Source organism: Mycetocola lacteus (assembly GCF_003667575.1).
Taxonomy (GTDB): Bacteria; Actinomycetota; Actinomycetes; order Actinomycetales; family Microbacteriaceae; genus Mycetocola; species Mycetocola lacteus.
The window spans coordinates 419993-445043 of record NZ_RCUY01000009.1 but is presented as its reverse complement, the minus strand read 5'-3'; the positions used below and the strand labels follow the sequence as shown (position 1 = coordinate 445043).

General features: G+C 63.5%; 25 protein-coding genes and 2 tRNA genes. 14 read left to right on the top strand and 13 right to left on the bottom strand.

What is annotated here, in order from left to right; translation table 11 throughout:
• Window positions 1-63: 63 nt before the first annotated feature.
• On the bottom strand, window positions 64-771 hold the full coding sequence (locus D9V34_RS11280) for a response regulator (protein ID WP_121688890.1): 708 nt from the start codon (window positions 769-771) through the stop codon (window positions 64-66).
• Entirely contained in the window at window positions 768-2066 is a 1299-nt protein-coding gene (locus D9V34_RS11275; protein ID WP_121688889.1) for an ATP-binding protein, read from the bottom strand. Before D9V34_RS11275 ends, D9V34_RS11280 begins: the two co-directional genes overlap by 4 nt.
• Window positions 2067-2222: 156 nt before the next feature.
• On the opposite strand from D9V34_RS11275, the gene D9V34_RS11270 reads away from it, so the two are divergent.
• On the top strand, window positions 2223-3590 hold the full coding sequence (locus D9V34_RS11270; protein ID WP_121688888.1) for a cation:dicarboxylate symporter family transporter: 1368 nt from the start codon (window positions 2223-2225) through the stop codon (window positions 3588-3590).
• Between the two features lie 158 nt (window positions 3591-3748).
• Here the strand turns inward: D9V34_RS11270 and D9V34_RS11265 are convergent, their stop codons facing one another.
• The gene (locus tag D9V34_RS11265; protein ID WP_121688887.1) at window positions 3749-4234 is read right to left on the bottom strand and encodes a Dps family protein; all 486 of its coding nucleotides are present in this window, start codon (window positions 4232-4234) and stop codon (window positions 3749-3751) included.
• 224 nt (window positions 4235-4458) lie between these two features.
• Between D9V34_RS11265 and D9V34_RS11260 the strand changes: the two genes are divergently transcribed.
• Window positions 4459-4989: a gamma carbonic anhydrase family protein gene (locus D9V34_RS11260; RefSeq protein WP_121688886.1), complete on the top strand. Its 531-nt coding sequence runs from the start codon at window positions 4459-4461 to the stop codon at window positions 4987-4989.
• 18 nt (window positions 4990-5007) lie between these two features.
• On the opposite strand, the gene D9V34_RS17825 is transcribed toward D9V34_RS11260, so the two are convergent.
• On the bottom strand, window positions 5008-5178 hold the full coding sequence (locus D9V34_RS17825; protein WP_183091961.1) for a hypothetical protein: 171 nt from the start codon (window positions 5176-5178) through the stop codon (window positions 5008-5010).
• Between the two features lie 145 nt (window positions 5179-5323).
• Window positions 5324-5959, bottom strand: coding sequence for a hypothetical protein (locus D9V34_RS11255; protein WP_121688885.1), 636 nt, complete (start codon window positions 5957-5959; stop codon window positions 5324-5326).
• 134 nt (window positions 5960-6093) lie between these two features.
• On the opposite strand from D9V34_RS11255, the gene D9V34_RS11250 reads away from it, so the two are divergent.
• The 3 genes from D9V34_RS11250 to D9V34_RS11240 all read left to right on the top strand — a co-directional run bounded on the left by D9V34_RS11250 (window position 6094) and on the right by D9V34_RS11240 (window position 8076).
• Window positions 6094-6894, top strand: a complete 801-nt coding sequence (locus D9V34_RS11250) for a GNAT family N-acetyltransferase (protein ID WP_121688884.1) — start codon at window positions 6094-6096, stop codon at window positions 6892-6894.
• Between the two features lie 217 nt (window positions 6895-7111).
• A complete protein-coding gene (locus D9V34_RS17580; RefSeq protein WP_147441691.1) occupies window positions 7112-7645 on the top strand; it encodes a YPYG domain-containing protein in 534 nt (177 codons plus the stop codon).
• A gap of 215 nt (window positions 7646-7860) precedes the next feature.
• Window positions 7861-8076 (top strand): GNAT family N-acetyltransferase, encoded by a 216-nt coding sequence (locus D9V34_RS11240; protein ID WP_121688882.1) that lies wholly within the window; start codon window positions 7861-7863, stop codon window positions 8074-8076.
• Here the strand turns inward: D9V34_RS11240 and D9V34_RS17820 are convergent.
• Both D9V34_RS17820 and D9V34_RS11235 read right to left on the bottom strand, forming a co-directional pair.
• The gene (locus D9V34_RS17820) at window positions 8073-8249 is read right to left on the bottom strand and encodes a hypothetical protein (protein WP_183091959.1); all 177 of its coding nucleotides are present in this window, start codon (window positions 8247-8249) and stop codon (window positions 8073-8075) included. The two genes, D9V34_RS11240 and D9V34_RS17820, sit on opposite strands and share 4 nt — an antisense overlap.
• A 144-nt stretch (window positions 8250-8393) precedes the next feature.
• Window positions 8394-8467: transfer RNA gene (locus tag D9V34_RS11235), tRNA-Gly, on the bottom strand.
• Window positions 8468-8688: 221 nt separating this feature from the next.
• Here D9V34_RS11235 and D9V34_RS11230 point away from each other — a divergent pair.
• Together D9V34_RS11230 and tig are read left to right on the top strand one after the other, a co-directional pair.
• Window positions 8689-8762: transfer RNA gene (locus D9V34_RS11230), tRNA-Pro, on the top strand.
• A 56-nt stretch (window positions 8763-8818) separates the two neighbouring features.
• A complete protein-coding gene (gene tig / locus D9V34_RS11225; protein ID WP_183091958.1) occupies window positions 8819-10135 on the top strand; it encodes a trigger factor in 1317 nt (438 codons plus the stop codon).
• Between the two features lie 56 nt (window positions 10136-10191).
• Here tig and D9V34_RS11220 read toward each other — a convergent pair whose 3' ends face one another.
• Together D9V34_RS11220 and D9V34_RS11215 are read right to left on the bottom strand one after the other, a co-directional pair.
• Window positions 10192-11109, bottom strand: a complete 918-nt coding sequence (locus tag D9V34_RS11220; RefSeq protein ID WP_147441690.1) for a hypothetical protein — start codon at window positions 11107-11109, stop codon at window positions 10192-10194.
• A gap of 190 nt (window positions 11110-11299) precedes the next feature.
• Entirely contained in the window at window positions 11300-11680 is a 381-nt protein-coding gene (locus D9V34_RS11215; RefSeq protein ID WP_245992003.1) for a MerR family transcriptional regulator, read from the bottom strand.
• Window positions 11681-11828: 148 nt separating this feature from the next.
• Here D9V34_RS11215 and D9V34_RS11210 point away from each other — a divergent pair, with 148 nt between their 5' ends.
• Entirely contained in the window at window positions 11829-13301 is a 1473-nt protein-coding gene (locus D9V34_RS11210; protein WP_121688879.1) for a SulP family inorganic anion transporter, read from the top strand.
• 126 nt (window positions 13302-13427) lie between these two features.
• Window positions 13428-15224: an alpha/beta hydrolase gene (locus D9V34_RS11205; protein ID WP_121688878.1), complete on the top strand. Its 1797-nt coding sequence runs from the start codon at window positions 13428-13430 to the stop codon at window positions 15222-15224.
• Between the two features lie 6 nt (window positions 15225-15230).
• Here the strand turns inward: D9V34_RS11205 and D9V34_RS11200 are convergent, their stop codons facing one another.
• The gene (locus tag D9V34_RS11200; RefSeq protein WP_220700583.1) at window positions 15231-16247 is read right to left on the bottom strand and encodes an MDR family NADP-dependent oxidoreductase; all 1017 of its coding nucleotides are present in this window, start codon (window positions 16245-16247) and stop codon (window positions 15231-15233) included.
• Between the two features lie 199 nt (window positions 16248-16446).
• Here D9V34_RS11200 and D9V34_RS11195 point away from each other — a divergent pair, with 199 nt between their 5' ends.
• The 4 genes from D9V34_RS11195 to D9V34_RS11180 all read left to right on the top strand — a co-directional run bounded on the left by D9V34_RS11195 (window position 16447) and on the right by D9V34_RS11180 (window position 20460).
• Entirely contained in the window at window positions 16447-17046 is a 600-nt protein-coding gene (locus D9V34_RS11195; protein WP_255505794.1) for an ATP-dependent Clp protease proteolytic subunit, read from the top strand.
• 27 nt (window positions 17047-17073) lie between these two features.
• A complete protein-coding gene (locus D9V34_RS11190; RefSeq protein ID WP_030143854.1) occupies window positions 17074-17736 on the top strand; it encodes an ATP-dependent Clp protease proteolytic subunit in 663 nt (220 codons plus the stop codon).
• Window positions 17737-17908: 172 nt separating this feature from the next.
• Window positions 17909-19186, top strand: coding sequence for an ATP-dependent Clp protease ATP-binding subunit ClpX (gene clpX, locus D9V34_RS11185; RefSeq protein WP_121688876.1), 1278 nt, complete (start codon window positions 17909-17911; stop codon window positions 19184-19186).
• Window positions 19187-19386: 200 nt separating this feature from the next.
• The gene (locus tag D9V34_RS11180; protein ID WP_121688875.1) at window positions 19387-20460 is read left to right on the top strand and encodes a 2,3-butanediol dehydrogenase; all 1074 of its coding nucleotides are present in this window, start codon (window positions 19387-19389) and stop codon (window positions 20458-20460) included.
• A 137-nt stretch (window positions 20461-20597) separates the two neighbouring features.
• On the opposite strand, the gene D9V34_RS11175 is transcribed toward D9V34_RS11180, so the two are convergent.
• From D9V34_RS11175 to D9V34_RS11165, 3 genes are all read right to left on the bottom strand, one after another.
• Window positions 20598-21248, bottom strand: a complete 651-nt coding sequence (locus D9V34_RS11175) for an ABC transporter ATP-binding protein (protein WP_121688874.1) — start codon at window positions 21246-21248, stop codon at window positions 20598-20600.
• On the bottom strand, window positions 21241-23211 hold the full coding sequence (locus tag D9V34_RS17575; RefSeq protein WP_147441689.1) for a hypothetical protein: 1971 nt from the start codon (window positions 23209-23211) through the stop codon (window positions 21241-21243). Before D9V34_RS17575 ends, D9V34_RS11175 begins: the two co-directional genes overlap by 8 nt.
• An 89-nt stretch (window positions 23212-23300) precedes the next feature.
• Window positions 23301-23699 carry a lactococcin 972 family bacteriocin gene (locus D9V34_RS11165; RefSeq protein ID WP_183091957.1) on the bottom strand — a complete coding sequence of 133 codons (399 nt, stop codon included), beginning with the start codon at window positions 23697-23699 and terminating at the stop codon, window positions 23301-23303.
• A 244-nt stretch (window positions 23700-23943) separates the two neighbouring features.
• Here D9V34_RS11165 and D9V34_RS11160 point away from each other — a divergent pair, with 244 nt between their 5' ends.
• Complete coding sequence (locus D9V34_RS11160) at window positions 23944-24750, top strand: class I SAM-dependent methyltransferase (RefSeq protein ID WP_220700582.1); 807 nt, start codon at window positions 23944-23946, stop codon at window positions 24748-24750.
• Window positions 24751-25051 lie beyond the last annotated feature (301 nt).

The following is a 25051-nucleotide window of genomic DNA, read 5'->3' as shown; positions in this document are numbered from 1 at the left end:
TGGGGGACTTGCGTGTGGGGTTTGGGCTGCGCCGTTGGTAACGTCGCTGCTCGGATAGTGGTGCTATTCGGCGGACATCGCGGAACGCCAGCGGTACTCGCTCTGCGGCCGTCCCGGGGTGCCCAGCCGAGGAGCACGCTCCACGCTGCCGCTTGCGGTTAAATACTCCAGGTAGCGACGCGCTACAACCCGAGACATCCCCACCTCTTCGGCGATCTCGGCGGCCGAACACGCGCCGTGTGTGCGCAGCGCATCGGTGACCAGCTGTAGCGTGTCGGGGGCGATGCCCTTGGCCGGTGCCACCCGGGTTGGAGGGCGGAGCGCCGAGAACAGCGAATCCACCTCCTGCTGGGTGGATTGGCCGCTCGCGCAGAGATCCCGGCTGTGGAAATCCCGAAACTGGGCCATCCGCTCAAAGAAGGTCGCAAACATGAAGGGCTTGATTAGATACTGAGCCACGCCCAGGGCCAGCGTGCGGCGCACACTCTCCGCCTCCCGCACCCCACTGATCACGATCGCATGGGTGTCGGTCCCGCGGGCGCGGATGTGTCGAAGCACGTCGAGGCCGCTACCGTCGGGCATCGTGATGTCCAACAGGATGAGATCAATCGGGCGGGCATCATCACGCAGAATCGCCACCGCCTGATACGCCCCCACGGCCTCGGCGACCACCACAAAACCGGGTACCCGCTCCACAAATGAACGGTGCAGTTCCACGATGAGGGGGTCATCATCCACAATCAGGACCCGAATATTTTCCGGTTCGGTCACCGTGCATCCTTTCCCGTGGCGGCGGGGAGTGAAACCCGGAGTGTGGTGGGATGCTCATCCACCGCGATGTGCCCGCCCGCCCGGGTGACAATGTCCCGGACCAGGGCAAGCCCGATTCCCCGGGTGGCCGAGGGGGCTGCCTTGGTCGAGTAGCCGTGATCGAACATCCGTGCTCGGGATTCCTCGCTGAATCCCGCCCCGCTATCGGTCACCGAAATCTCCACGGTCTCGGCACCGGCGGCGCGAATTTCCAGGTGCACGGTGTGTGGCCATTCGCCGGACGCCGCGGCGTCAAACGCATTGTCAATCAGGTTGCCCACGACGGCGATCGCATCGATGGGGCTCAGCGCGAGTGCGGGGGCTTCGGGATCGATCACGGTCTCGAAATCGAGTCCGCGCTCCGCCGCCTGAGCGGTTTTCCCGAGGAGAAGCGCGTTCATCGTGGACTCGGAGGTTGCGGGTACGGCCAGGCTATCCACGAGCTCCTGGTTGTGATCGGCGGTTTCGGTCAGCAGGGTGATGGCCTCCCGGGTGCGACCCAGTTCGAGCATCGCCACGGCCGTGTGCAGACGGTTACCGTGTTCGTGGTTCTGGGCGCGCAGGGCCGCCCCCAGGGTGCGCAGCGATTCAAATGAGGTGGTGGCATCGCGCACATCCGCGGCGCTGAGGTCACCGGCCAGGCGGCGAGTGTAGTGCCTTCCCAGTAGCGCGCCCACCACTCCGGCTGCCAGGAGGCCGGCGGTGAGGGTGAGGATCAGCGGCAGCTCATCCCGAATCGATGCGCCAACCGTGCCCAGCGTGACCCCGGCCGATACCCATCCCACCAGCTCGGTGCCGCCCGGGGCGAATACCGGGACGATCGTGCGGATCGAGGGACCGAGCGTGCCGTCAAAGACCTCGGTTAGTTCGGTGGGGGTGCCCGGGATGGTGCCCAGGTAGAAGCCACCGATCTGGGACTCCTCCCGATGGGTGAGTCGGATGCCGTCGGTGGTCATGATGGTCACATAGGTGATGCCCGCCCGGTCAATGAGCGTGCGCGTGATCGGCTGGAGGGTCGCAGTAGCCTCGGCCCGCTGGGCCGGGCCCGACTCCACCGCGGCCAGTGCCTGGCGGGTGGTAGGGGAGAGCGCGAGGGTTGTGGCGATGGCCTCGGTTGCCCGCTCGGCCTCGTGTTCCCCGGCGCGCTGACGATCCCAAATCAGCAGCCCACCCACGGCAAGGCCGAGGATCACGGCGATCAGGATGAGCGCCAGAAACACGCTCGACGATGCGCTGCGGGTACGTTTTTGGACCATTCCGTCATTGTGCCACGCGGCCGGCGCACGCGGCGTTTTGTCGCGACCAATACGACCAAAACTCCGGGGTGCACTGGGTGCGGTCGTAGCGTGAGGGAAATTGATCTGGTGCCCTGCCCGCACCGCATCCGAACAGAGACGTTTCAGGAGGAACTCGTGGCACAAAACGTTGTACATTGCACCGTCCCGCGCCGGCCGCGGCGCTCGTGGGATCGACACACCTGGCTGTATGTATCGGTGATTATCGCCGTGGTTGCCGGCGCTCTGCTGGGGCTCATCGTCCCGGACGTGGCCATCGCACTCGAACCCCTGGGGAAGGCGTTTGTCTCCCTGATCAAGATGATGATCGCTCCGATTATTTTCTGCACCATCGTGATCGGGGTCGGGTCGATCGCCAAGGCCGCAACCGTCGGCAAGATCGGTGGTCTGGCGCTGATCTACTTCCTGATCATGTCGACCTTTGCGCTGGCCATCGGCCTGGTGGTGGGAAACCTGATCCACCCGGGCGAAGGCCTGGACATGCGCGGTGCCCACTATGAAACCAAGGGGGAGGCCGCGGGAACCGTGGACTTCATCTTGCAGATCATCCCGCCAACCTTCTTCTCGGCCTTCACCGGGGAGAGCGTTCTGCAGGTCCTCTTTATTGCGCTGCTCACCGGCTTCGCCCTGCAGGGGCTGGGCACGCGCGGCGAGCCCATTATCGGCGCGATCAAGCAGCTGCAGACCCTGGTGTTCCGCATCCTCAGCATGATCCTCTGGCTGGCCCCGATCGGTGCCTTCGGCGCGATTGCCGCGGTGGTGGGCAAGACCGGTGCCGCGGCGATCTGGGGCCTGGGGATCCTGATGATCGCCTTCTACATCACCTGTGTGCTGTTCATCGTCGGGGTGCTGGGCTCGCTGCTGTACTTTGTGACCGGGCTGAACATCTTCAAGATGCTCAAGTACTTTGGCCGCGAGTACCTGCTGATCGTGGGCACCTCCTCGTCCGAGTCGGCGTTGCCGCGGCTGATCGCCAAGTTGGAACACGCCGGGGTTTCGAAGCCTGTGGTGGGCATCACGGTGCCCACGGGCTACTCCTTTAACCTGGATGGGACCGCGATTTATCTGACCATGGCCTCGCTGTTTATCGCGACCGGGATGGGGCAGCCGATGAGTATCGGCGAGCAGATCGGTCTGCTGGTGTTCATGATCATCGCATCCAAGGGCGCTGCCGGGGTGACCGGGGCGGGACTGGCGACCCTGGCCGGCGGCCTGCAGGCTTACCGTCCGGATCTGGTGGATGGCGTGGGAGTCATCGTGGGGATCGACCGGTTCATGTCCGAGGGGCGTGCGCTGACCAACTTCACCGGTAACGCGGTCGCGACCTTCCTGATCGGCACCTGGACCGGTCAGATCGACCGGGCCCGTGCTCGCAGCGTGCTGGCGGGGGAGTTGCCCTTTGACGAATCGACCATGACCGCCGACGGACACGGTGACGTCGCCGCACAGTCCGAGGTGGAAACCGCTCAGATGCCCGCGCGCTAGCCGCCGCGACAAGCGCCCCCGCGCGCTGAGCCCTTGCTCAGGTGGGTGCTGATTTCAGACGTATCGCCCCCGCGTGCCTTCTACGCGCGGGGGCGATACTCCGTTAACCAGCGCCGCGCCCCCGCCCGAAGGCGAGAGCGCGGCGAAAACCCGGGGAATTACTTGCTGAGGTGAGCGACCAGGAACCAGCGGTCCTTGTCCAGGCCACGAGCGATCTCGATCGCAACGTCCTGGCTGGTGGCGTCGAGCTCGGCGAGCTCGTCGATCGCGGTGTTGACCGAGACCAGGGCGGCGTCGATCTGGGCGATGACCTCGGCGATGGACTGGTCGGACTGCACGAATCCGGCGGTCAGCTCACCCGTGGTGGTCTTGGCGGCGACGGTGGCGAGGCGAGCGTCGACCGGGAGGCCGAGTGCAACGATTCGCTCGGCGGCGAGGTCGGACCAGTCCTGGGCGTGCTCCACGACGGTGTCGAAGAGTTCGTGGACGCCGACGAAGTTGGCTCCGCGGACGTGCCAGTGGGCCTGCTTGCCGTTGATGACAAGTGCCTGGAGGTCGAGAACGACCGGGCTGAGGAACTGGGCAACTCCGGCGGCAACCTCTGCGCTGACGGAACTGGTGGCGACGGTCTGGATGTTGGTCATTTTTTCCTTCTTTCCTCGGTGTTAGATACAACGGTACGCGGATAAAAACATTCCGCAAGCAAGATTAGGCTCGTCTTACGCTGTGTTTCGGCGGTTTTTGGGCCCCCGAAGCGGGGCCTCCAACCCGCGTGATGACGCGTGTTTTAGATCTAAATCCAAGAATCTCCCAGCCGGTGTCCAGCATCGAAAATTCATCAAAAAAGGTTCGAGACTAGGCTGAAACCATGTCTGAGACCCCGGAGTTTTTGATCCTTGCCCTGCCTGATCTGCCCGCTCCGCGCATCGCCGCGGACGCGTATGTGGCCCCCGGTGCCCGCATCGTGGGGGATGTGACTCTGGGCCCGCGGGCAAGCGTCTGGTTCAATGCGGTGCTGCGTGGGGACAGTGCGTCGATAGTGCTGGGCGCGGGGAGCAACCTGCAGGACGGCGTCGCTGTCCATGCGGATCCCGGGTCCCCGGTGCTGATCGGTCGAGACGTCTCGGTGGGACACAACGCGGTGGTTCACGGCTCCACGATCGGGGATGGTGTGCTGGTGGGGATGGGCGCGGTGATACTCAACGGCGCGGTGATCGGCGAGAACTCGCTGATCGCCGGCGGTGCGGTCGTGCTCGAGGGGGCGCAGATTCCCGCGGGATCGCTGGTCGCCGGCGTCCCGGGCAAGGTGCGGCGCGCGTTGACAGCCGAGGAGATCGCCGGGATTCGAGAGAATGCCGCTCGCTACCGCGCGAATGCGGCACGATACTCGGCCCTGTAGGGAGGGGTCGTTTCGGACCTAGCGCTTGGATTTGCGCTGGGCGCGACCGCTGGCGGCGAGGAAGATGATGCAGACGATCATCATGAGGACCCCGGGACCGAATCGTCCAAGCCCGAGCAGGATGCCGCCGATCAGAAAAACCACGGCACCCACCAGGGTGTAGACGGCGGCGAGCGAGCGGAGTTTCATGGCTGAGGGGCCGTCTTTCTGCGGGAAGTAGGCGAGTGCGGGGCGCCATTGCCCCGTACCCTGTGCGCCAGTCTGGCACATGCGGGCGTGGGCATCCGGCCGTTTTGGGTGGGCTGTGACCTGATCGTTAGGTTCGAACAGGTGTTTAGTAATCGTCCTCGTCGACGGGCGGCTTGGGGCCGCGCGCCGAGAGTCCGCTGAGCACCAGGGCGAAGATGGTCAGGGCAACGCTGACGGTCGCCAACGGGTTGGCCACGCCGATCCCGATCTCCTGGGCAACCTCTCCACCGCTGAGGGACACCATCGACACCAGGCCGTGTTCGGTGATGTCGGGCACCAGGAATCCGAAGCCAATGCCGCAGACCCACGAGATGATCAGGGTAGCCACGGCCGAGGGGCGCAGGTTGTATCCGCGTTTTGCGGTGAGGATGATGTTGCGGGCAACAAAGATGTTGAGGATTGCATAGACCGGCCCCAGGCTGTAGGCAAACCAGCGCACGAGGTCGCCGTCGATTCCCACCAGGGTGCGTCCGGCGACGATCCAGAGCGCCACCGCGATACCGACGACCGCGGCCACATATCCAAACACTCCCGCGTGCGGGGCGCGGACGGGATCGGGGCGCACACTCTGCTGCGGTGCCTCCCAGGCGTCGGCGGGCGCCTGATCCGCCGCCGCGGAGTCGGCGTGGGATTCGCGCTCCGCCTGGGCATCCTGCGTAACTGCGGGGGACTGCTTCGCTGCCTCGGGGCTGACCGGGTACTCGGACGGGGTTTCGGACACGGGCACACTACCTTTGAACGCGCATTGGGGACCCTTCCATTATCGCCCGCTTTTTTCGCCACGCGCGCCTGGGCGCTGCGGTTGGGCGCTCTGCTGAGGTTCGAGCCGATCCGCCCGCTGATACGCTGGCCGCGATGACTCTCCACACCGACTATCTCCGTGCCTATGATCAGCAGCTACGCACCACGGTCGAGGTGCGCACGGCCGAATCCGTGTTCATGCTGGGTGGGCTCACCCTGGCTATCTTCCCCGGCGGCCACGGTTTTGTGACCTATGCGAAACTCGACGCAACGCCGACGGGATCGATCGCCCAGAACGTGAACACCGCGCTGGCCTACTTCGCCACGTATCCGGAGATCGTGGATGTGGAGTGGAAAACCCGCGCCCACGATGACGCGCCCGGCCTTCACACGGCACTGACGCGCGCGGGATTTGTGGCCCAGGAATCCGAGTCGGTGATGATTGGGGCCCTTGAAGACCTGTTGGTGAACGATCCCACGCAGGCGCTTGCTCGGGAGGGGATCACCGTGCGCCGGATCACCACCGAGGCCGAGGTCCGGGCGATGAGTGCCATGTCCGCTGAGGCATTTGGTGAAGAGGAAGACTCGGACAAGCTCGGGGAGCTGCTGAGTGAACTCGCCATCGAGAACGGCACCGAGTTTTGGGTGGCGCAGGCGGCTCAGCGCATCGTCAGCGCCGGGCGACTCGAGCCGGTGCCCGGCACCGATTTTGTGGGCATCTGGGGTGGATCAACGCTGCACGCGTATCGCGGCCGCGGGATCTACCGGGCACTCACCGCGGCCCGTGCTCGATCTGCACTTGCCTCAGGGAAACGATTTGTCCACTCGGATTCCACCGAGTTCTCCCGCCCGATCCTGGAACGCTCGGGGCTGATCCGCGTGACCCAGACCACTCCGTACCTCTGGGAGCGCTAGCGTGATGCCAGATCGGGTTCCAACCCTCTGATGGCGTCATCGGGACTCGCGGTGACCTCACATTGCCCCGACGATTGAACGGCCATCGTTTCTTTTAGCCGGAACGCGATCGGTGCCCGACCCGTGTCAAACGGTGGCGAGCACGCATCTTTGTATCGAATTTGCCCTCCGAACTGGGCGGTGTATTGATTCCTGTCCTGAAGCTAGGCTCTCGCTCATGACTGCAGAAAATGCTCAGAAAACATCGAAGAAAATCCCAGTTTGGGCCTGGGTTGTGATCGGAGTCGCAGGGCTCGCGATTCTAGGTGCCCTCATTAATCCTAAAAATGGCAGCTCCGCCGAGGTAGGTTCGGCGCCGTCTGCGTTGGCTGTAGCACCGAAGGCTGAACCTGCCGTGACCGCTGAGGCTGCGGTTGAGGAAGAAGTCGCCATTACTGAGGAGAACGAGGCACCTCAGCCAGCAGCACAGGCGCCGGCACCGGCTCAAAAGGTTGCCACTTCTGGCGGGCTGTCGGAGTCTAACGCTCGTGAGGCATGCATGTCTGCCGGAGACAAGTTGCTGACCTATGGAGGTAAAATCCGCTGGATTCTGGGCGCCTATCCGGCACAGATTGTCGATGATCAGTGGTTCTTCAAGGTCGAGGCTCAGCCGAAGAACGAATACGGCACAAAAATCAAGCATGCGATGTTTGAGTGCTATGTGGGTGGATCCGATACGGCACCCGTCGTGAGCGACGCATACATTTACTAGTGCTCACGGGGCCCGCGAATTCGGTTCGGCTCCGAATTTCGTTTTCAGCGGGCCTCGTGCGCGGCAGGGCATAACAATAGGCCCGGATTTCTTTTGAGATCCGGGAGCGCGAGACCGGGGTCTTACAGGAGGATGTTGCCATCCGCACTCATGAAGACCAGCCCGACACCTATTAGCCCGGGATTAATCTGGAAGATCCGACGTAGGGCGCGGTCATCGCCAGCGAAGCGTTACGCGTGTTGACGGCTACCCTGTATGACCAGCGCGGCGCACATCGGTTGATCGCGCAGTGCGACGCGCGCAACAGGGGAGCTGTCGCACTGTTCGCGCGACTGGGTTTCCGGGATGAGGCGCGCCACGTGGACGCCGACTTCTTTAAAGAGGTGTGGACCGCCCGCGACCCCTGTGCGCAGCTCGCGCAGGAAGACTAGTGGCGCTGCCCGCGCACCGTTTCCTCGGGTGCGTCGACTTTCTCGGGTGCGTCGACGAGGCGGATCGGCGCGGCATCGGAGGGGCGCAGCCCATCCAGAACATCAAGGCGTGACAGCTCTGCATCATCATCCTGGACGATGTGCGAGATAAATCGGGCCCACAACTGCTTCATAGCTCCACGCTAGATCGCCGTTGTGAGCGGTTGCCGTGGAAAGACCGTAGGAATGCTGTGTGTGTCGCATCCCGGCGTGGTGCGAGCGCTCTCCGCATCACACAAAAAAGCCCGGCACTCGTTTCCGAGAGCCGGGCTTTTATCTGGAGGGGATGACGGGAATCGAACCCGCATCATTAGTTTGGAAGACTAAGGCTTTACCACTAAGCTACATCCCCACTCCGGAAGGTGACTTCCGGGGTGTGATTTCATCGTAGTACACGTTGAGCTTGGTTGCGCACTTCGCGGTGCAACCCGGGCGCGGCGCGACAAATTGGGGCGCCTCCGACACCCCGGGTTTTGAATTGGTGTCGGGACGGGTGTTTTTGTCAGCTAGACTTGCGGAGGTCAATTAGCCTGCCGTGCATGCGCGGAATTGACTAAAACCGGCTTTACTAGCCGGGGCGTAGCTCAGCTTGGTAGAGCGCCCGCTTTGGGAGCGGGAGGTCGCAGGTTCAAATCCTGTCGCCCCGACGAGGCCCACTCCTCACCCGAGGACGAATTTCCAACAATCAGGAGAACACATCATCGTGAAGTCGACGGTCGAACAGCTCAGCCCCACCCGCGTCAAGCTCAACATTGAGGTGACCCCGGAGGACCTGCAGCCCGCCATCAAGCGCGCCTACGCACAGATCGCAGAGCAGATCAACGTGCCTGGTTTCCGTAAGGGCAAGGTGCCCGCAGCCATCATCGACCAGCGCGTCGGTAAGGGTGCTGTCATCGAGCAGGCAGCCAACGAGGGTCTGGACGGTTTCTACCGCGCAGCCGTCGAGGAGCACGGTGTGCGTGTTCTGGGTCGCCCCGAGGCAGACATCACCGAGTGGCCCAACGAGAAGGACTTCTCCGGCGACCTGAAGGTCACCATCGAGGTTGACGTTCGCCCCGAGGTCACCCTGCCCGCCTACGACGGCATCAAGCTTGAGGTTGAGGCCGCCGAGGTTACCGACGCCGATGTGGCCGAGGAACTCGAGTCGCTGCGTACCCGCTTCGGCACCCTCGTCACCGTAGACCGTCCGGTCAAGACCGGTGACTTCGCTCAGATCGACCTGATCGCCACCATCGAGGGCAACGAGGTCGACAACGCCTCCGGCATCTCCTACGAGGTTGGCTCGGGCGAGCTGATCGAGGGCATCGACGAGGCCCTGGACACCCTCACCGCCGGTGAGACCACCACCTTCACCGCCCCGCTGCTCGGTGGCGAGCACGCCGGCAAGGACGCGGAAATCACCGTGACCCTGACCGCCGTCAAGGAGCGCGAGCTGCCCGAGGCCGACGACGAGTTCGCTCAGATCGCTTCGGAGTTCGACACCATCGCCGAGCTGACCGAGTCGCTCAAGGAGCAGGCCGCCAGCAAGAAGACCTTCGGTCAGGGCGCTGCCGCTCGCGAGAAGCTGATCGAGCACCTCCTGGAGACCGTTGAGGTTGCCGTTCCGGAGAAGCTCGTTGAGGACGAGGTGCACCGTCACCTGGAGAACGAGAACCGTCTCGAGGACGACGCTCACCGCGCCGAGGTCAAGGAGTCTTCCGAGAAGACCTTCCGCACCCAGATCCTGCTCGACGTGATCGCCGAGACCGAGAAGGTTCAGGTCAGCCAGGAAGAGCTGACCCAGTACCTGATCCAGGGTGCCGCTCAGTACGGCATGGAGCCGGGCGAGTTCATCCAGGTTCTGGACCAGAACGGTCAGATCCCCGCCATGGTCGGCGAGGTTGCCCGCAACAAGGCCCTCGCAATCGTCCTGGGCAAGGTCAAGGTTGTTGACGCCAACGGCGCCGACGTTGACCTCTCGGGCTTCATCCCCTCGGAAGAGGAAGAGGCCGCCGAGGTTGAGGCTGCTGACGAGAAGTAATTCTCCGATTCACTAAAAACCGCCCCCGAGCAATCGGGGGCGGTTTTTGTATGCGGTTAGAGTTCGGGCAGCGGGAGGATGATGCACGTGTCCCCGGAGGGCGAAACGATGCGGTTCGCTCCGCCAAGAACCAGCTCGGGGTTGAGCCCCGGTAGGTGGTGGGCTAGGGATCCGTCGCTGAGTCTCCAGATGCTCAGGCCGTCAGGTTCCACGCTCAGGAGGTGTCCACGGGCATGAAACAGGGTGCGACGGCCCGGTATGCGCAGGGGCTCCGGTCCCAAAAATGTGGCCTCGACCCCGGTGCTGATATTGACGATTGATACGGTGTCCGCCGGCTGAGGCTCGTCCTCCTCACGGAAAATGTCGCTGGGGCGGCCCATCGTTGCATAGGAATCGGCATCGATCCAGCACAGTGGATAGTCCCAGTCCTCGGTGGGGTCGTTTCGCCGCCACAGCGAGGCACCATCCTCAGATTCCCACGGATTGTCGATCAGCCACGCGGGGAGAGAAAAAGCGCGCTGAGCGCCGACCGGAGTCCAAATCCATCCATCGGTGAGGACACGAGTGTGGTCGGTGTTGAGGGCTATATTCCCCACAAAATAGTCCTGGAATCGTGTGTCCGCGGAGGCGGCGCTCTCCACGGGGTCCGCCCGCGCCGTGAGTGGCCGTGGATCGGGATCGTAAACGGTGGCGTCGAGTCTGTTCCAGTCGGTGCGATGGATGAGTGTGGTCGCACCGTGAACCGTGGTGAATTCCGCCCCAAAGGGTGTCATCGACGAGTAGTAGTCCCCGCAGTCAAGTTCCTGGATACACTCCCCGGTATCTGCGCGATATACGCGGCCGTACCGTCCATAGTCGATGACGACGGCGAGGAGGTCCTGTTGATCCGATACCAGCAGGCGTGGGTGCTCGTCCCGCGGGGCGGGGCGGCCGTTGGAGGCGTCTGCGCCGGTGCGGGGGAGTTGAATGCTCACGCGTTCGAGAGCCGTTTCGGCGACCGGATTGATCTCGCACACCACCCCGCTGTCTAAGAGAGCCCAGACAGATTCACTCCGTGTGGCGGTGAGAGACGTGATTGTGCCCGGTAAACCTAGCGCTGTCATGCGGACAGCCTACGCGGAATCGAGGCACCTATGGCGAGTGGTGCGCGTAGCGACGGCGCCGCTAGCGGGCCTGGTGCTCCAGGAGCTCCACAAATTCGTCGGCCATGGCGAGCTGGGTGCGCAGTTTTTCGCGACGTTCGGTGGCCTCTCGAATGAACTCGGTGAGTCGTGGGTCTGTTCCAGACGAATCCTCGGTGGCTCGGCCCTCGTCGATAATGGCGAGGAGTTCTGCCATCTCGTCGAGGGTAAATCCCAGGGGTTTCATGCGGCGAATCAGGATCATTCGTTCAAAATCGGCTTCGGTGTAGAGACGGAAGCCTCCGTCGGTCCGAAACGACGCGGTCACCAGGCCCACATCGTCGTAGTGGCGGATGGTGCGCAGGGACATGCCCGTACGCTCGGCGAACTCGCCGATGTGCATCGTGGCCGGGGTAGAGGACATCACATGCCTTTCGCAAACCTACCCTTACGTTAGGGTAGAGTTGAACACGTTGCCGATTCGGCAACCATCACCCATTCTTTCACGTCGCCCTGCCCCGTCACCCTCCGTCGTCGGCACCATCGCCGTGCCCGTTGTGACCGGAGTTTCCATGCTCGCGATATCCGCGCCCATCACCGTTGTCTCCGCTCTGCGCAGCCCGCGGCTGCTCTCTCGCGAGCTGCTCGCGGGGCTCGTGGTCGCGATGGCCCTCATCCCCGAGGCCATCTCATTCTCGATCATCGCGGGAGTCGACCCGCGCTATGGCTTGTTTTCCTCCTTCATCATGGCGGTCTCGATTGCGATCGTCGGGGGACGCCCGGCCATGATCAGCGCCGCAACCGGTGCGGTCGCGCTGGTGATCGCCCCGGTTGTGCGCGAGCATGGGATTGACTACTTCATTGCCACGGTGATTCTTGCCGGCACTCTCCAAATCATCCTGAGCCTGTTAGGCGTAACCAAGCTGCTGCGCTTTATCCCACGCTCTGTGATGATCGGGTTCGTGAATGCGCTGGCAATTCTGGTGGCCCTGGCACAGCTGCCACACCTGATCGCCGTGCCCTGGTTGGTGTATCCACTGGTGGTGCTGGCGATCCTGATCCTGGTGTTCCTGCCCCGCATCACCCGTGCGGTTCCTGCGCCACTGGTGGCCATCGTCACGGTGACCGTGATCGTGGTGGTTATGGGGGCGCAGGTGCCCAATGTGGGAGACCAGGGTGCGCTGCCCAAGAGTCTGCCCGAGCTGTTTGTGCCTCGGGTGCCACTCACCTGGGAGACGCTGGGCATTATCGGTCCGTTTGCGCTGGCGATGGCGATTGTTGGGCTGCTCGAATCACTGATGACCGCGAAACTCGTGGACGAAATCACCGACACCGGATCTAATAAGACCCGTGAGGCATGGGGACAGGGGGTGTCCAACATTCTTTCGGGTTTCTTTGGCGGGATGGGTGGGTGCGCGATGATCGGCCAGACGATGATCAACGTGAAGTCCTCGGGTGCACGCACACGCATCTCCACCTTTGCCGCAGGCACGTTTTTGCTGGCGCTGGTGGTGTTCCTGGGTGGGGTGGTCTCGATGATTCCGATGGCGGCACTGGTGGCGGTGATGCTGATGGTGTCGGTGGCAACCTGCGACTGGCACAGCATTCGACTCTCCACCCTGCGTCGCATGCCGCTGGGAGAAACCGGGGTCATGGTCATCACCGTGGTCGTGGTGGTGGCAACCGAAAACCTGGCGATTGGTGTCATCGTGGGGGTCCTGGCCGCGATGGTGGTGTTTGCCCGGCGCGTTGCCCATCTTGTCACCGTGACTCGCGAGTTCTCGGAGGACGGGAATGTGCTCTATCGCGTCCGCGGGGCACTGTTTTTTGCCTCCAGTAATGACCTGGTCACCCAGTTCGACTATGCGGCCGATCCCGAGCACGTGACCATCGACTTTTCAGGCGCACACATTTGGGATGCGTCCAGCGTTGCCGCGCTCGACAGCATTCAGGAACGTTTTGCACGCCACGGCACTCGAACGAGCCTGAGCGGGTTGAATGCCCCCAGCGAAAACCTGCGCCGTAGACTCACCGGGAACCTCTAGATCCGAGAGAGTTCCCTCCGGCGCGGCGACGCGCGGCGTGCCTCGGATCGGTTTGGCGGACATGAGAAAATGACTGTCGTCTCGCGTGAGTGCACTCGAGCATCATGACCCAGAGAAAGAGGGCGCGTGCACCACGCATCCCGCGATGAGGAACCTGCGCGTTCCCCGCAGCTAGAACCGGCCGAACCGTCCTCCGACCAGAGCCTCGACCAGGGCTCCGACCAGGGCCTCGACCAGGGCCTCGACCAGAGCCTCGACCAGGGCTCGGGGCGAGCGGGGACGACGCCGCGCACGCCCGGCCCCTGGTGGCGGCTCAACGTGGCGGGTGTGATCTTCGGGTTGATTCCCGCGTACCTCTCGCTGACGCCGTCGCTGCTGCCGCGTCCGGCGATTCTCCAGGGGGTAATGACCGCCGTCATCTTCCTGCTGGGTTATGCGTTTGGCCGTCTGCTGTGGGCCATCGGGCGACGCGTGCTTCCCTGGCGGGTTTCCGCGCGGGTGCGGCGCAACGTGTGGATTGGCGTGTTGGTGGTGACCGCGATGGGCCTGTCCGGCCTGGGGGCCGCGGCCCTCGCCTGGCAGAACGAGGTGCGTGAGCTGGTGGAGATGCCGCCCGGAGGCGCACCGCATGCGGGACTGTTCATCCTCGGGCTGCTGCCCGTTACGCTGCTGGGCCTGGCGATCGGCCGTGGATTCTCGACCCTGTATCGTCGCAGTCGTGCCCGTCGCGGAACCCCGATTGCGCTGGGAATCTCGGTCCTGGTGGGGATCGTGGCCGCCGCCGTGATCGTCTCCGGGGCGATGTTCGGGGTGGACCGCATCTACGCGGCCTCCAACGCCGAACCCGCCGAGGGCCTGCACGCGCCGACGTCCTCCGAACGTTCGGGTGGGCCAGGATCCGAGATCCCCTGGGACACACTCGGCCGCCACGGTGCGGCGTTTGTGTCCGAGGGGCCCGACGCACAGCAGATTCGCGATGTCACCGGGCAGCCGGCGATCGAGCCGATCCGCGTATATGCGGGGCTGAAATCCGCCCCCACAACCCGGGAGCGTGCGGCCCTGGCCGTGCGTGAACTTGAGCGCACGCATGCATTCGAGCGCGACGTGCTCGTGGTGGCAACCGCGACCGGGTCGGGCTGGCTCGAACCGCAGACCGTGGATGCGGTGGAATACCTGCACGGCGGTAACACCGCTATCGTCTCGATGCAGTATGCCTACACCCCGAGCTGGGTCTCGTTTGTTTTTGATCCCGATGCCCCGGTGGCCGCGGCCCGCGACCTGTTTGATGCGGTCAGCGCGGCGATCCACGCGATGCCCGAGGGAGCCCATCGTCCCAAGCTCATCAGCTACGGTCTGAGCCTGGGGGCGCAGGGAGCCCAGGCCGTCTTTACCTCCCTCGCCGATGTGCGCGCCCGAACCGATGGTGCGCTGTTTGTGGGATCGCCCAACGGGACGCCGCTCTGGCAGAAGCTTCAGGCCATGCGGGACCCCGGCTCGCCCGAGTGGCAGCCGGTGCTGGGCGAGGGCCGGGAGGTGCGCTGGATGGCCAAGTCCGGTGACCTCGACCTGCTGCCCGGTGCCTGGGACTATCCGCGGGTGGCCTACCTGCAGCACGCCAGCGACCCGGTTACCTGGCTGGGGCCGGACCTGCTCTGGCAGGAACCCGACTGGCTAACGCCGGGGCAGCGCTCCGACCAGATCAGCCCGGATATGCGCTGGATCCCGGTGGTCACGGCCGCCCAGGTTCTCATCGACATGCTGATGGGGGAGTCGGTGCCCGCGCGTCACGGCCACAACTATGGCGACCTGATTGTGGAGTCGTGGCAGGCGGTGACCGGATCCTCGGTCACCGATCCGGCCGCCCTCGCTCGCATTCAGCACACCATCATGCAGATGGCGAGTATCCAGCCCTTCGGCGGTTAGGAGCGGCTAGACCGAGGGGATCAGACGCACCAGGGCCTTTCCGAGGTTCGCTCCGGTGAACAGGCCCTGAAGGGCGTCGATGGTCTGGTTGAATCCGTGTGTCACGGTTACCTCCAGGGGCACGTCACCGGAGAGGATGTGCGGGATCAGGAAGTCCTCGAACTCCTGTTGCAGGTCACGATAGGAGGCCACCAGGTATCCCTCCAGGCGCACCTGCTTGTCGACCAGGGTGAAGAGGTTGCGCGGGGCAACGGGAGGCTCGGTCGCGGTGTAATGGCCGATGGCCCCCACCCAGGCGATGCGTCCGCGCGGTTTGACCAGGTCGATCGCCAGGGCCAGGTGGTCGCCGCCCCCACCCTCCAGCACGGCATCGAATCGACCGGCACCCTCGGCGCGCATTCGGGCCAGCGCCACGGCATCCCGGGAGGCGATAACCCGGTCAAAGGCGCCGCTGGCGAGCAGCCGTGTGGCCTTCTCCGGGGTGCTGGTGATGCCCACGATGGGACTCGCGCCCAGCAGTCGGGCGATCCTCGCCGCCGCTGTGCCCACTCCGCCGCCGGCCGCGGTGACCAGCATCGCCTGTCCGCCGTGCAGCTCGGCGATGCGGGTGAGGCCCACATAGGCGGTCAGCCCGGCACCACCGAGGATACTGAGGTAGGCCTCGAGCGGGACGCCCTTGAATGGTGTGATCTTTCGCGCCTCGGCGGCGGGAACCAGGGCATGGGTGGCGTATCCGCGACGGTGCAGCACAATGTCGCCGGGACGAAACGCCGGCGAGGTGGATGCCAGGACTCGCCCGGCCGAGCGCCCTTCGAGCGGGGCGTGCAGCGCCCAGTCGCCGTCCATCATTTCGCGATGGTAGGGGTCCACCGAGAACAGGACGTTTTGGACCAGCAGCGTCGGCGGGGCAAGCCGGGGGAGCGCGGCGAGGTCGAGCTTTTCGCTCACCACCTCGAAGTGCTCGGCCCCGGGCAGCCCGGTGGGCCGGGCGACCAGCTGAAAGCGGTGCGACAGAACGGACACGGGGCACCCTTCGGTTGGTGGTGGGATCGTCTCCCCTCTATCCTGGCGTGAATCCTCGCCCGCGTGCCCAGAAATGACGGCCATATTGTTTGCCCCGAGCGAACGTTTTAGCAAGATGCGCGCCACGGTGCACGCCGTGGGCGAACACGCCAGCGCGATGCCTTCGGGCGCGATAGATTCAATTCGACGCACAAAACGAATGGAGCGCGACATGGCCGACATCACACCCCAGCCCGGTGTATTTGACCGTCTTCTGAAGGACCGAATCATCTGGCTCGGCTCCGAGGTCCGCGATGACAATGCAAACGAGATTGCAGCCAAGCTGCTGCTGCTTGCTGCCGAGGACCCCGAAGCAGACATTTTCCTCTACATCAACTCCCCGGGTGGTTCGATCACCGCCGGCATGGCGATCTACGACACCATGCAGTTTGTGCCCAACGACATCGTGACCGTGGGTATCGGTATGGCCGCCTCGATGGGCCAGCTGCTGCTGACCGCGGGCACCAAGGGCAAGCGCTACATCACCCCGAACGCACGCGTGCTGCTGCACCAGCCCCACGGTGGCTTCGGTGGTACCTCGAGCGACATCCAGACTCAGGCTGCCCTGATCAACGACATGAAGCAGCGCCTGGCGAAGATCACCGCCGACCAGACCGGTAAGACCGTCGAGCAGGTCAACGAGGATGGTGACCGCGACCGCTGGTTCACCGCCGAAGAGGCTCTGGAGTACGGCTTTGTGGACCACATTCGTTCCTCGGCTACCGACGTCACCGGCGGCGGCGGAACCGAATCCAAGTAACCGGCGCGAAACGACAGGATAGAGAATATGCAGACCCCTACTTTCCAGGCCGGCGGCTCGATGCTGCAGAGCCCGAGCTCGCGCTACATTCTGCCGAGCTTCGAGGAGCGCACCGCCTACGGTTATAAGCGTCAGGACCCGTACGCAAAGCTCTTCGAGGACCGCATCATCTTCCTCGGCGTGCAGGTGGATGACGCCTCGGCCGATGACATCATGGCGCAGCTGCTGGTGCTGGAGTCGATGGACCCCGACCGCGACATCATGATGTACATCAACTCGCCCGGTGGATCCTTCACCGCGATGACCGCGATCTACGACACCATGCAGTACATCCGTCCGCACGTGCAGACCGTGGTGCTTGGCCAGGCCGCGTCGGCCGCCGCCGTGCTGACCGCCGGTGGTACCCCGGGCAAGCGTCTGGCACTCCCGAACGCCCGTATCCTCATCCACCAGCCGGCCGTGGGCCAGGGTGGCGGACAGGCTTCGGACATCGAGATCCAGGCCGCCGAGATCGCCCGCATGCGGGTGTGGCTTGAGGAAACCCTTGCCCGTCACACCAAGCGCACCGTGGAAGAGGTCCACAAGGACATCGACCGTGACAAGATCCTCTCGGCTCAGGAGGCGCTGGAATATGGTCTGATCGACCAGATTCTGGAGAGCCGCAAGAACCCGCTCGCGATTACCGCGTAGCAACTGCTTTACCCGCGAGGCGCGTGCTGAGATTCTCAACACGCGCCTCGCGTGCATTCCGCGACCATAACGGTCGTGAAGGAATGCGGCGGGGCCGGACACACGACGTCGGTGGCCTCGACTAGGCTCAAGGTGACGGTAACCTTGGGGGTAACCCGGATCTGGAGGAATCATGGCACGCATCGGTGAAAGCGCTGATCTACTCAAGTGCTCCTTCTGTGGCAAAAGCCAGAAGCAGGTGCAGCAGCTGATCGCCGGTCCCGGCGTGTACATCTGTGATGAGTGCGTCGAGCTGTGTAACGAGATCATCGAGGAGCGTTTGGCCGAGGCCGGCACCGAGGAGACTCCCGAGTTTGACCTGCCCAAGCCGCGTGAAATCTTTGACTTCCTTGAGGAGTACGTCATCGGCCAGGAGGGTGCCAAGAAGGCGCTCGCCGTGGCCGTCTACAACCACTACAAGCGCATTCAGGCCGGCGGCACGCTGGCCAGCGCCGAGGATCGCGCCGATGAGGTGGAGATCGCCAAGAGCAACATCCTGATGATCGGCCCCACTGGTTGCGGTAAAACCTATCTGGCCCAGACCCTGGCCAAGCAGCTCAACGTGCCCTTCGCCGTGGCCGATGCCACCGCGCTGACCGAGGCGGGTTATGTGGGTGAGGATGTTGAGAACATCCTGCTCAAGCTGCTTCAGGCCGCCGACTTCGATGTGAAGCGCGCCGAGACCGGCATCATCTACGTGGACGAGGTCGACAAGATCGCCCGCAAGGCCGAGAACCCCTCGATCACCCGCGATGTTTCAGGTGAGGGTGTACAGCAGGCGCTGCTGAAGATCCTGGAGGGCACCGTCGCCTCGGTGCCGCCGCAGGGTGGACGTAAGCACCCCAACCAGGAATTCATTCAGATCGACACCACCAACGTGCTCTTCATCGTGGCCGGCGCGTTTGCCGGGCTGGAGGAGATCATCTCGGCCCGCGCGGGCAAGAAGGGCATCGGTTTTGGTGCCCCGCTGCACGCCGATTCCGATGGCACCGACTGGTTCTCCGAGGTGCTCCCCGAAGACCTGCACAAGTTTGGTTTGATTCCCGAGTTCATCGGTCGTCTGCCCGTGGTCACCGCGGTCACGCCACTGGACCAGCATGCGCTGGTGGAGATTCTGACGGTCCCCAAGAACGCCCTGGTCAAGCAGTATCAGCGCATGTTTGCGCTCGACGGTGTCGCGCTGGAATTTGAGCCCGAAGCGGTGGAAGCCATCGCCGATCTCGCGGTGCTGCGCAAGACCGGTGCACGCGGATTGCGCGCCATCATGGAGGAGGTGCTGGGGCCGATCATGTTCGAGGTACCCTCCACCACCGAGGTGGGCAAGGTCATCATCACCCAGGCCACCGTGGTGGAAAATGCCGCCCCGACCCTGGTGGTGCGCGAGCGTCGCGTGCGCGAGAAGTCCGCATAGTTCAGCTTGAGCCATCGCCGAAAAGGCCCGTCACGACATGCGCGTGACGGGCCTTTTTGACGTGTTCACCGGAAGTTTACGGCGCGCTCAAAATGGTTGTTCGGCACGCCGGGGGAGCCCTGGAACTCAATACATAACGAGCGTAAAGTTATTGGTGGGAGGCGATCCCTCCCATCCGGATTACGAGTGAGGAGCATCCCATGAAGGCAGCACGTTTCTACGACCGCGGTGACATTCGAATCGACGAAATTGCAGTACCGGAGGTGACCGCCGGGACCGTCGGAATCGATGTGGCCTGGTGTGGAATCTGCGGCTCCGACCTGCACGAATATCTGGATGGGCCGATCTTTGTGCCGCCGGCGGGTCACCCGCACCCGATCTCCGGCGAGGAGGCTCCGATCACGCTCGGTCACGAAATGTCCGGTGTGGTGTATGCGGTGGGCGAGGGCGTCACCGATATCGAGGTGGGCCAGAAGGTTGTGGTGGAGCCCTACATTATCGACCCGCAGTACTCGACCGAGCCGGGCACCAACTACCACCTGACCCCGAACATGAACTTCATCGGCCTGGGCGGCCGTGGCGGCGGGCTGGGAGAGAAGATCACCGTGGAGCGTCGTTGGGTGCACCCCATCGCCGACAACGTGCCCCTGGATGAGGCCGCGCTGATCGAGCCGCTGTCGGTGGGATATCACGCCTATGTGCGTAGCGGTGCGCAGGAGGGCGACGTGGCGCTGATCGGCGGGGCCGGCCCGATTGGTCTGCTCACCGCCGCGGTCCTCAAGGCCAAGGGGGTGACCGTGGTGATCTCCGAGCTGAGCGAGCTGCGCCGTCAGAAGGCTCTGGAATCCGGGGTTGCCGACCACGCGTTTGACCCTTCGAAGGTCAACGTGGTGGAGGAGGTCAAGGCGCTTACCGACGGCCGCGGTGCCGATGTTGCGTTCGAGTGCACCTCGGTGAACGTGGTCCTGGACACGCTGGTGGATGCGATCAAGGCCGGCGGCACGATCGTGGTGGTCTCGATCTGGGGCAAGCTGGCGACCGTGGACCTGCAGAAGCTCGTGGTCAAGGAGATCGACCTGCGTGGCACGATCGGCTACATGGGCAACCACCCGGACACGATCGCGCTGGTGGAGTCGGGCAAGATCGACCTCAAGCCGTTCATCACCGGCAAGATTGGGCTGGATCAGCTGATCGATGAGGGCTTTGATACCCTGATCAACCGCAACGAGACCGCGGTGAAGATCCTGGTTTCGCCCTCGGGCGCGGGGCTCTAGACGCGAGATTATTGGCGTTGGCTAATGGCTTACGGCCCCTAGCCTTTAGCGTCTAGCTGCTGGCGTCTGGCCGTTGGCCGAGCGAGCGGGCGACCTGCCGGTTTCGGTAGGTCGCCCGCCGCGCGTTTTCCCGCAGATTATGGCGGCGTAAGAACGAGGGTGCGATCGCAGGCGGCCGCCAGCGCGGTCGAGTGGGTGGCGATCAACACGATGCCGCCGGCCGCCGCCCGCTCGCGCAAAACGTCGAGGACGATCCGCTCGTTGCCCGCATCGAGGGACGCGGTGGGTTCGTCGGCGAGGATGATTCGCGGATCCTTGACGATCAGCCGGGCGAGTGCGACCCGTTGCTGTTCCCCGCCACTGAGCTGGTACACGGGAGTGCGCTCGCGTCCGCCCAGCCCCACCCGGTCCAGCGCCGCGGCGGTGCGCGCGGCGAGAACTTTGCGGCCGGGGGAGCGCACCAGTCCGAGCCGGATGTTGGCGGCGGCGCTGGCCGAGCCGACCAGGGCGAAGTTCTGAAAGAGGTAGCCGAGTACGTCTCGGCGAAACCGGCGGGCGCGGCCGGGGCCGAACCGGGTGAGGTCGTCTTCGCCGACGGTGATCCGTCCCGAGCTTGCGGGTTCGAGCAGGCCGATCGCGTTGAGGAGCGTGGATTTGCCCGAGCCGCTGGGACCGGTCACCGCGACCAGCTCCCCGGGCACAACCTCGGCGGAGAGCTGATGCCAGAGCACGCGTTCGCCGTAGCGCTTGCTCAGATCGTGCAGGGTGAGTGATGCGGGGCTAGTCATCGGAACCTCCGGTGCGTCGACTGCGGGTGGGGAACAGGTGGAGTCCGGCGATCAGGACGCCGGAGGAGAGAATAACCACGGCGACGCCGGCCAGGAAGATCGGGAGCATGGAGGGTTCGACTGGGTCACTGCTGCGATACTGTGAGCGCCGGGCGATCTCTGCCACGAGGATCCCGAGCCCGGCCACGGCAAGAATGACCTCACCGATGAGGAGTCGCCGGAACCGTCTGGTGAACCGCCATCCCGAGGCAAACTGGACAAAAAGTTCGGTCGAGCGGTTGCGCGTGGTGAACTCGGCGGTACCCAGCGCCCCGCCGATCAGGACCAGGAGCGCGGCGATCGTCCCGAACACCGCCCCGGTGAGGTCACGCGCGGTACGCTCACGCTCCACCCGCGCGGTTTCGCCGGCCGGTTCGTAGGAGCGAATGAGGCCGCGGGCCTCCGTCGTATTGAGCACTGTGCGAAGCGCATCTCGATTGAGCGCCAACACTTCGCCGCGCGAGGCCACGGCTGCATAGTCGTCGGACGAGAGCGCACCGGCCGCTACCGGAGTGACCAGAATTATGGGATCGACCAGAGTTGCTGGAGATGTGTTGCTCGGTCGCGAAGCGAACGTAAATACAGACTGTCCTGGCTGTGTTTTCACCGCGATGGTATCTATGGAATTAGCGAGCGGCACCGAGCCTGGTGCTTGCGGATTGTGGTCTGCGGAGGTTTCAGCCCGAGCCTCGACAAGCAGGCTCTCACGTTCTGCCCACCTGTCTGCGGGGATGAGAAGTGTTGCCCGCTGGAGATCCGGGATCACCGTAGAATCTGATTCATCTAGTATGCGTTGAGTAGTGAGAAAAGTCGGATTCACACGAAGAACACGTGTGGGCTGAGCATTCGGGCTTAGCTCTATGGGGGTCGCGAGTATCATTCCGCCGTCGTCGACGATGTCCCGCAGAGTTTTTCCGAGCGCAAGAGTTGACGCGGCGTACTCTCTGGGCGATTGGGTCGCGCTGATGTTGATGAAGCTGGCATCGGGGTATTGCTTCCACTGATCGATAGCGCTGTCCTGTTCGCGTTGAGTTTCTTGATTCTCAACGAGCGGGAACGTAAAAAGGAGAGCAAAGATCAGGGCACCTACTCGGACTACCGAGAGGACTGGTAACGAACCTCGGGCGAGGGAACGTCCGGTGATTGCGCGATGAATCGGAACTCGGGCGGCGATGAAAATAGCAACAGCATGACAAAACACGAGCACTGCCCATGAGGTAAGAACCGATTTCGCGGATATCTCGATGTAGAGCGCAAGCTGGTTGCCGCGGTTACTCCAGATCACCATTCCGGTGAGGGAAAGAATTACCACTATCCATGCAGGCCAGAAAACGAGAAATATACCCGTTAGATCTCGTCCGAGGAGACGAACTATCGCGGTGCCGTGTAAACGGCTGATGGAGTAACGACGGACTGAGGAGAGCGCACCAAGCACAGTAAGGAGAACACTCAGGAGGGCCAATGAGATGAGGCCGGGCGCCATCGCCTGGGTCAAAAGCCAGAGCACAAATGAAACGGGGTTAGACAGATCGGAACTCTGCGTCACAAATCCGGCTTCCTCGAAAACATTGAGCACCTCCTTGAGACCAGCCTCATTACCACTGAGGATGTAATCTCCCGCCAGGTTCTGGATGGCCGCGGGATCAAAATCACGTATCGCGATCGTCGTTCCGAAGCCGAATTGAGGATAGCCAGCGCGTATCCATTCCGCCTGCGCGCTGTTCGTGTCTCCGATGAGTAACTCCAACACCCGAGCATTAGCGGGATGTTCGGTATCTACCCGAAACCTCCCAATGTTCACGCCGTACGTCTCTGTTGCCCTGCGCAGCTCGTCGTAGGTGGATTGAGTGGGAGTCTCTCCGATGTCAGTTGACGATACTTTGAAGGCGTAATCCCAGCCCAAAGATCCCGTGCGATCCTCCATGACGACGAGTGTTGCGAACACTCCCGCAAGAGCTCCGACCAGAGCGAGTGAATAGCCCAGTCGGAGCCCCCGTTGCGGCAGGTCAAACCTCACCGAACGTCCCACCAAGCCCCGTCAGTACGAAAAATGTCGCTATCTGGTGCGTTCGCTTTCGCCCACTTACCTGATGCTTGCCAGCCCGATCGCTCGATACCGTTGTCACCCTCTACTGCGGCGGAATGCACCTTGGACCCGTGTAGATAGTACGACCAGTTGTCGCCCAACAGGACACCCCAATTCCACGTTCCGCCGCCGGGGTGTTCGATCTTTAGCGGTTTGTCGTTACTCTGCGTGGAATTCCCTCCGCCGTCGGGCGTGCTGGTGCCGGCAGCGAAGGCTCCGGGTGCGAGCGCGCCTCCCGTGAGGAGCAGCCCGGTCACGAGGGAACCCGTAATGATGCCGTTTCTGAGGAGTTTTTTCATGGCAATTCCTTTCTTCGTGGTGATCACCCCGCACCGAGTGGGGCGAGGTGGCGGCCACGGTACGCGCCGAAACCTGGGAGTCAGATAAAGAAACCGAAGTGTGACGCCGGGTATCGCCAGGTTTCGTTTTGCCGTGGGAAACCATGAATATGACATCCAAAACGTCATAAAAGGGGTCTGGAATCATGGTCGTAATTGCGCCACGCGGCAGAACGGGCGTGATTCCGTCACACGGTCAGGGGCCCTCAGCCTCGACTCCTAGGCTGGCCCTATGGCAAGTATGGAACGGTACACGCTGGGGCATCACCCCAGTGTTCTTCGCACTCACTCGTGGCGGACGGTCGAGAATTCGGCCGCCTATCTTTCCCCGTATCTGCTTGCTGGCTGTCGCGTCCTCGATGTAGGAAGTGGCCCCGGAACCATCACCACAGACATCGCCCAGAGAGTATTTCCGGGCGATGTTTTTGGTTTAGACGCCTCCGAATCGGTTACCCAGCAGGCTACCCAGCGTGCGGCCGGACTCGGCATCGACAACGCCCACTTCCTCGCGGGAAGCGCGTACGAGTTGCCCTTCGAGGACAACTCCTTCGACATCGTGCACGCCCATCAGGTACTCCAGCACCTCGGTGACCCGGTTGCCGCGCTGCGGGAAATGCGCCGGGTAACCAAGCCCGGCGGCATCGTCGCCGCGCGCGATGTGGTCTACGGATCCGCCTCCTGGTATCCACTCCTGCCCGGCCTGGATGAGTGGATGCGCGTCTATCAGGAACTCGCTCGTTCCGGCGGGGGAGAGCCCAACGGTGGCCGCTTCCTCAAGGCCTGGGCGTTGGAGGCAGGCTTCACCGAGGTGCGCGCGACCGCATCGGTGTGGGGCTTTTCCGAATCCGATGAGCGCGAGTGGTGGGGCGGTGCCTGGGCCGAGCGCGCGTCCTCCTCCAACTGGGGGCCGGACGCAATCAGCCAGGGCATCGCGACCGAAACCCAGATCCAGCAGATCGCCGACGCCTGGACCGCCTGGGTCGCCGACCCGGCCGGCTGGTACGCGATGCCGCACGGAGAGATCCTGGCGGTCGCGTAGCCGTTCGGACTCCGGCGACGGAATCACCCTCGCGGGTGTCCCTGATCACCCTGTGCTCCCCGAGTCCGAACGTCAAAGGCGCGACGCAGGGCAGCCCAACGGATTGTAGCGTCCCCCGCGCGGCGTGGGTAATGTGTGCCGGGCAACATCCAGAGATCCCAGCGTCTTCCCGCGTCCTGGGCTAAACGAACCGAAGCGATCGTGGAGTCCGGGGAAACGATCTCATCGGAATCCGGGACTAGGACGCATACGGGCGAGGGGCAAGCCAAAACTTGGTTTTGTCCCTCACCCCGATCTCGAT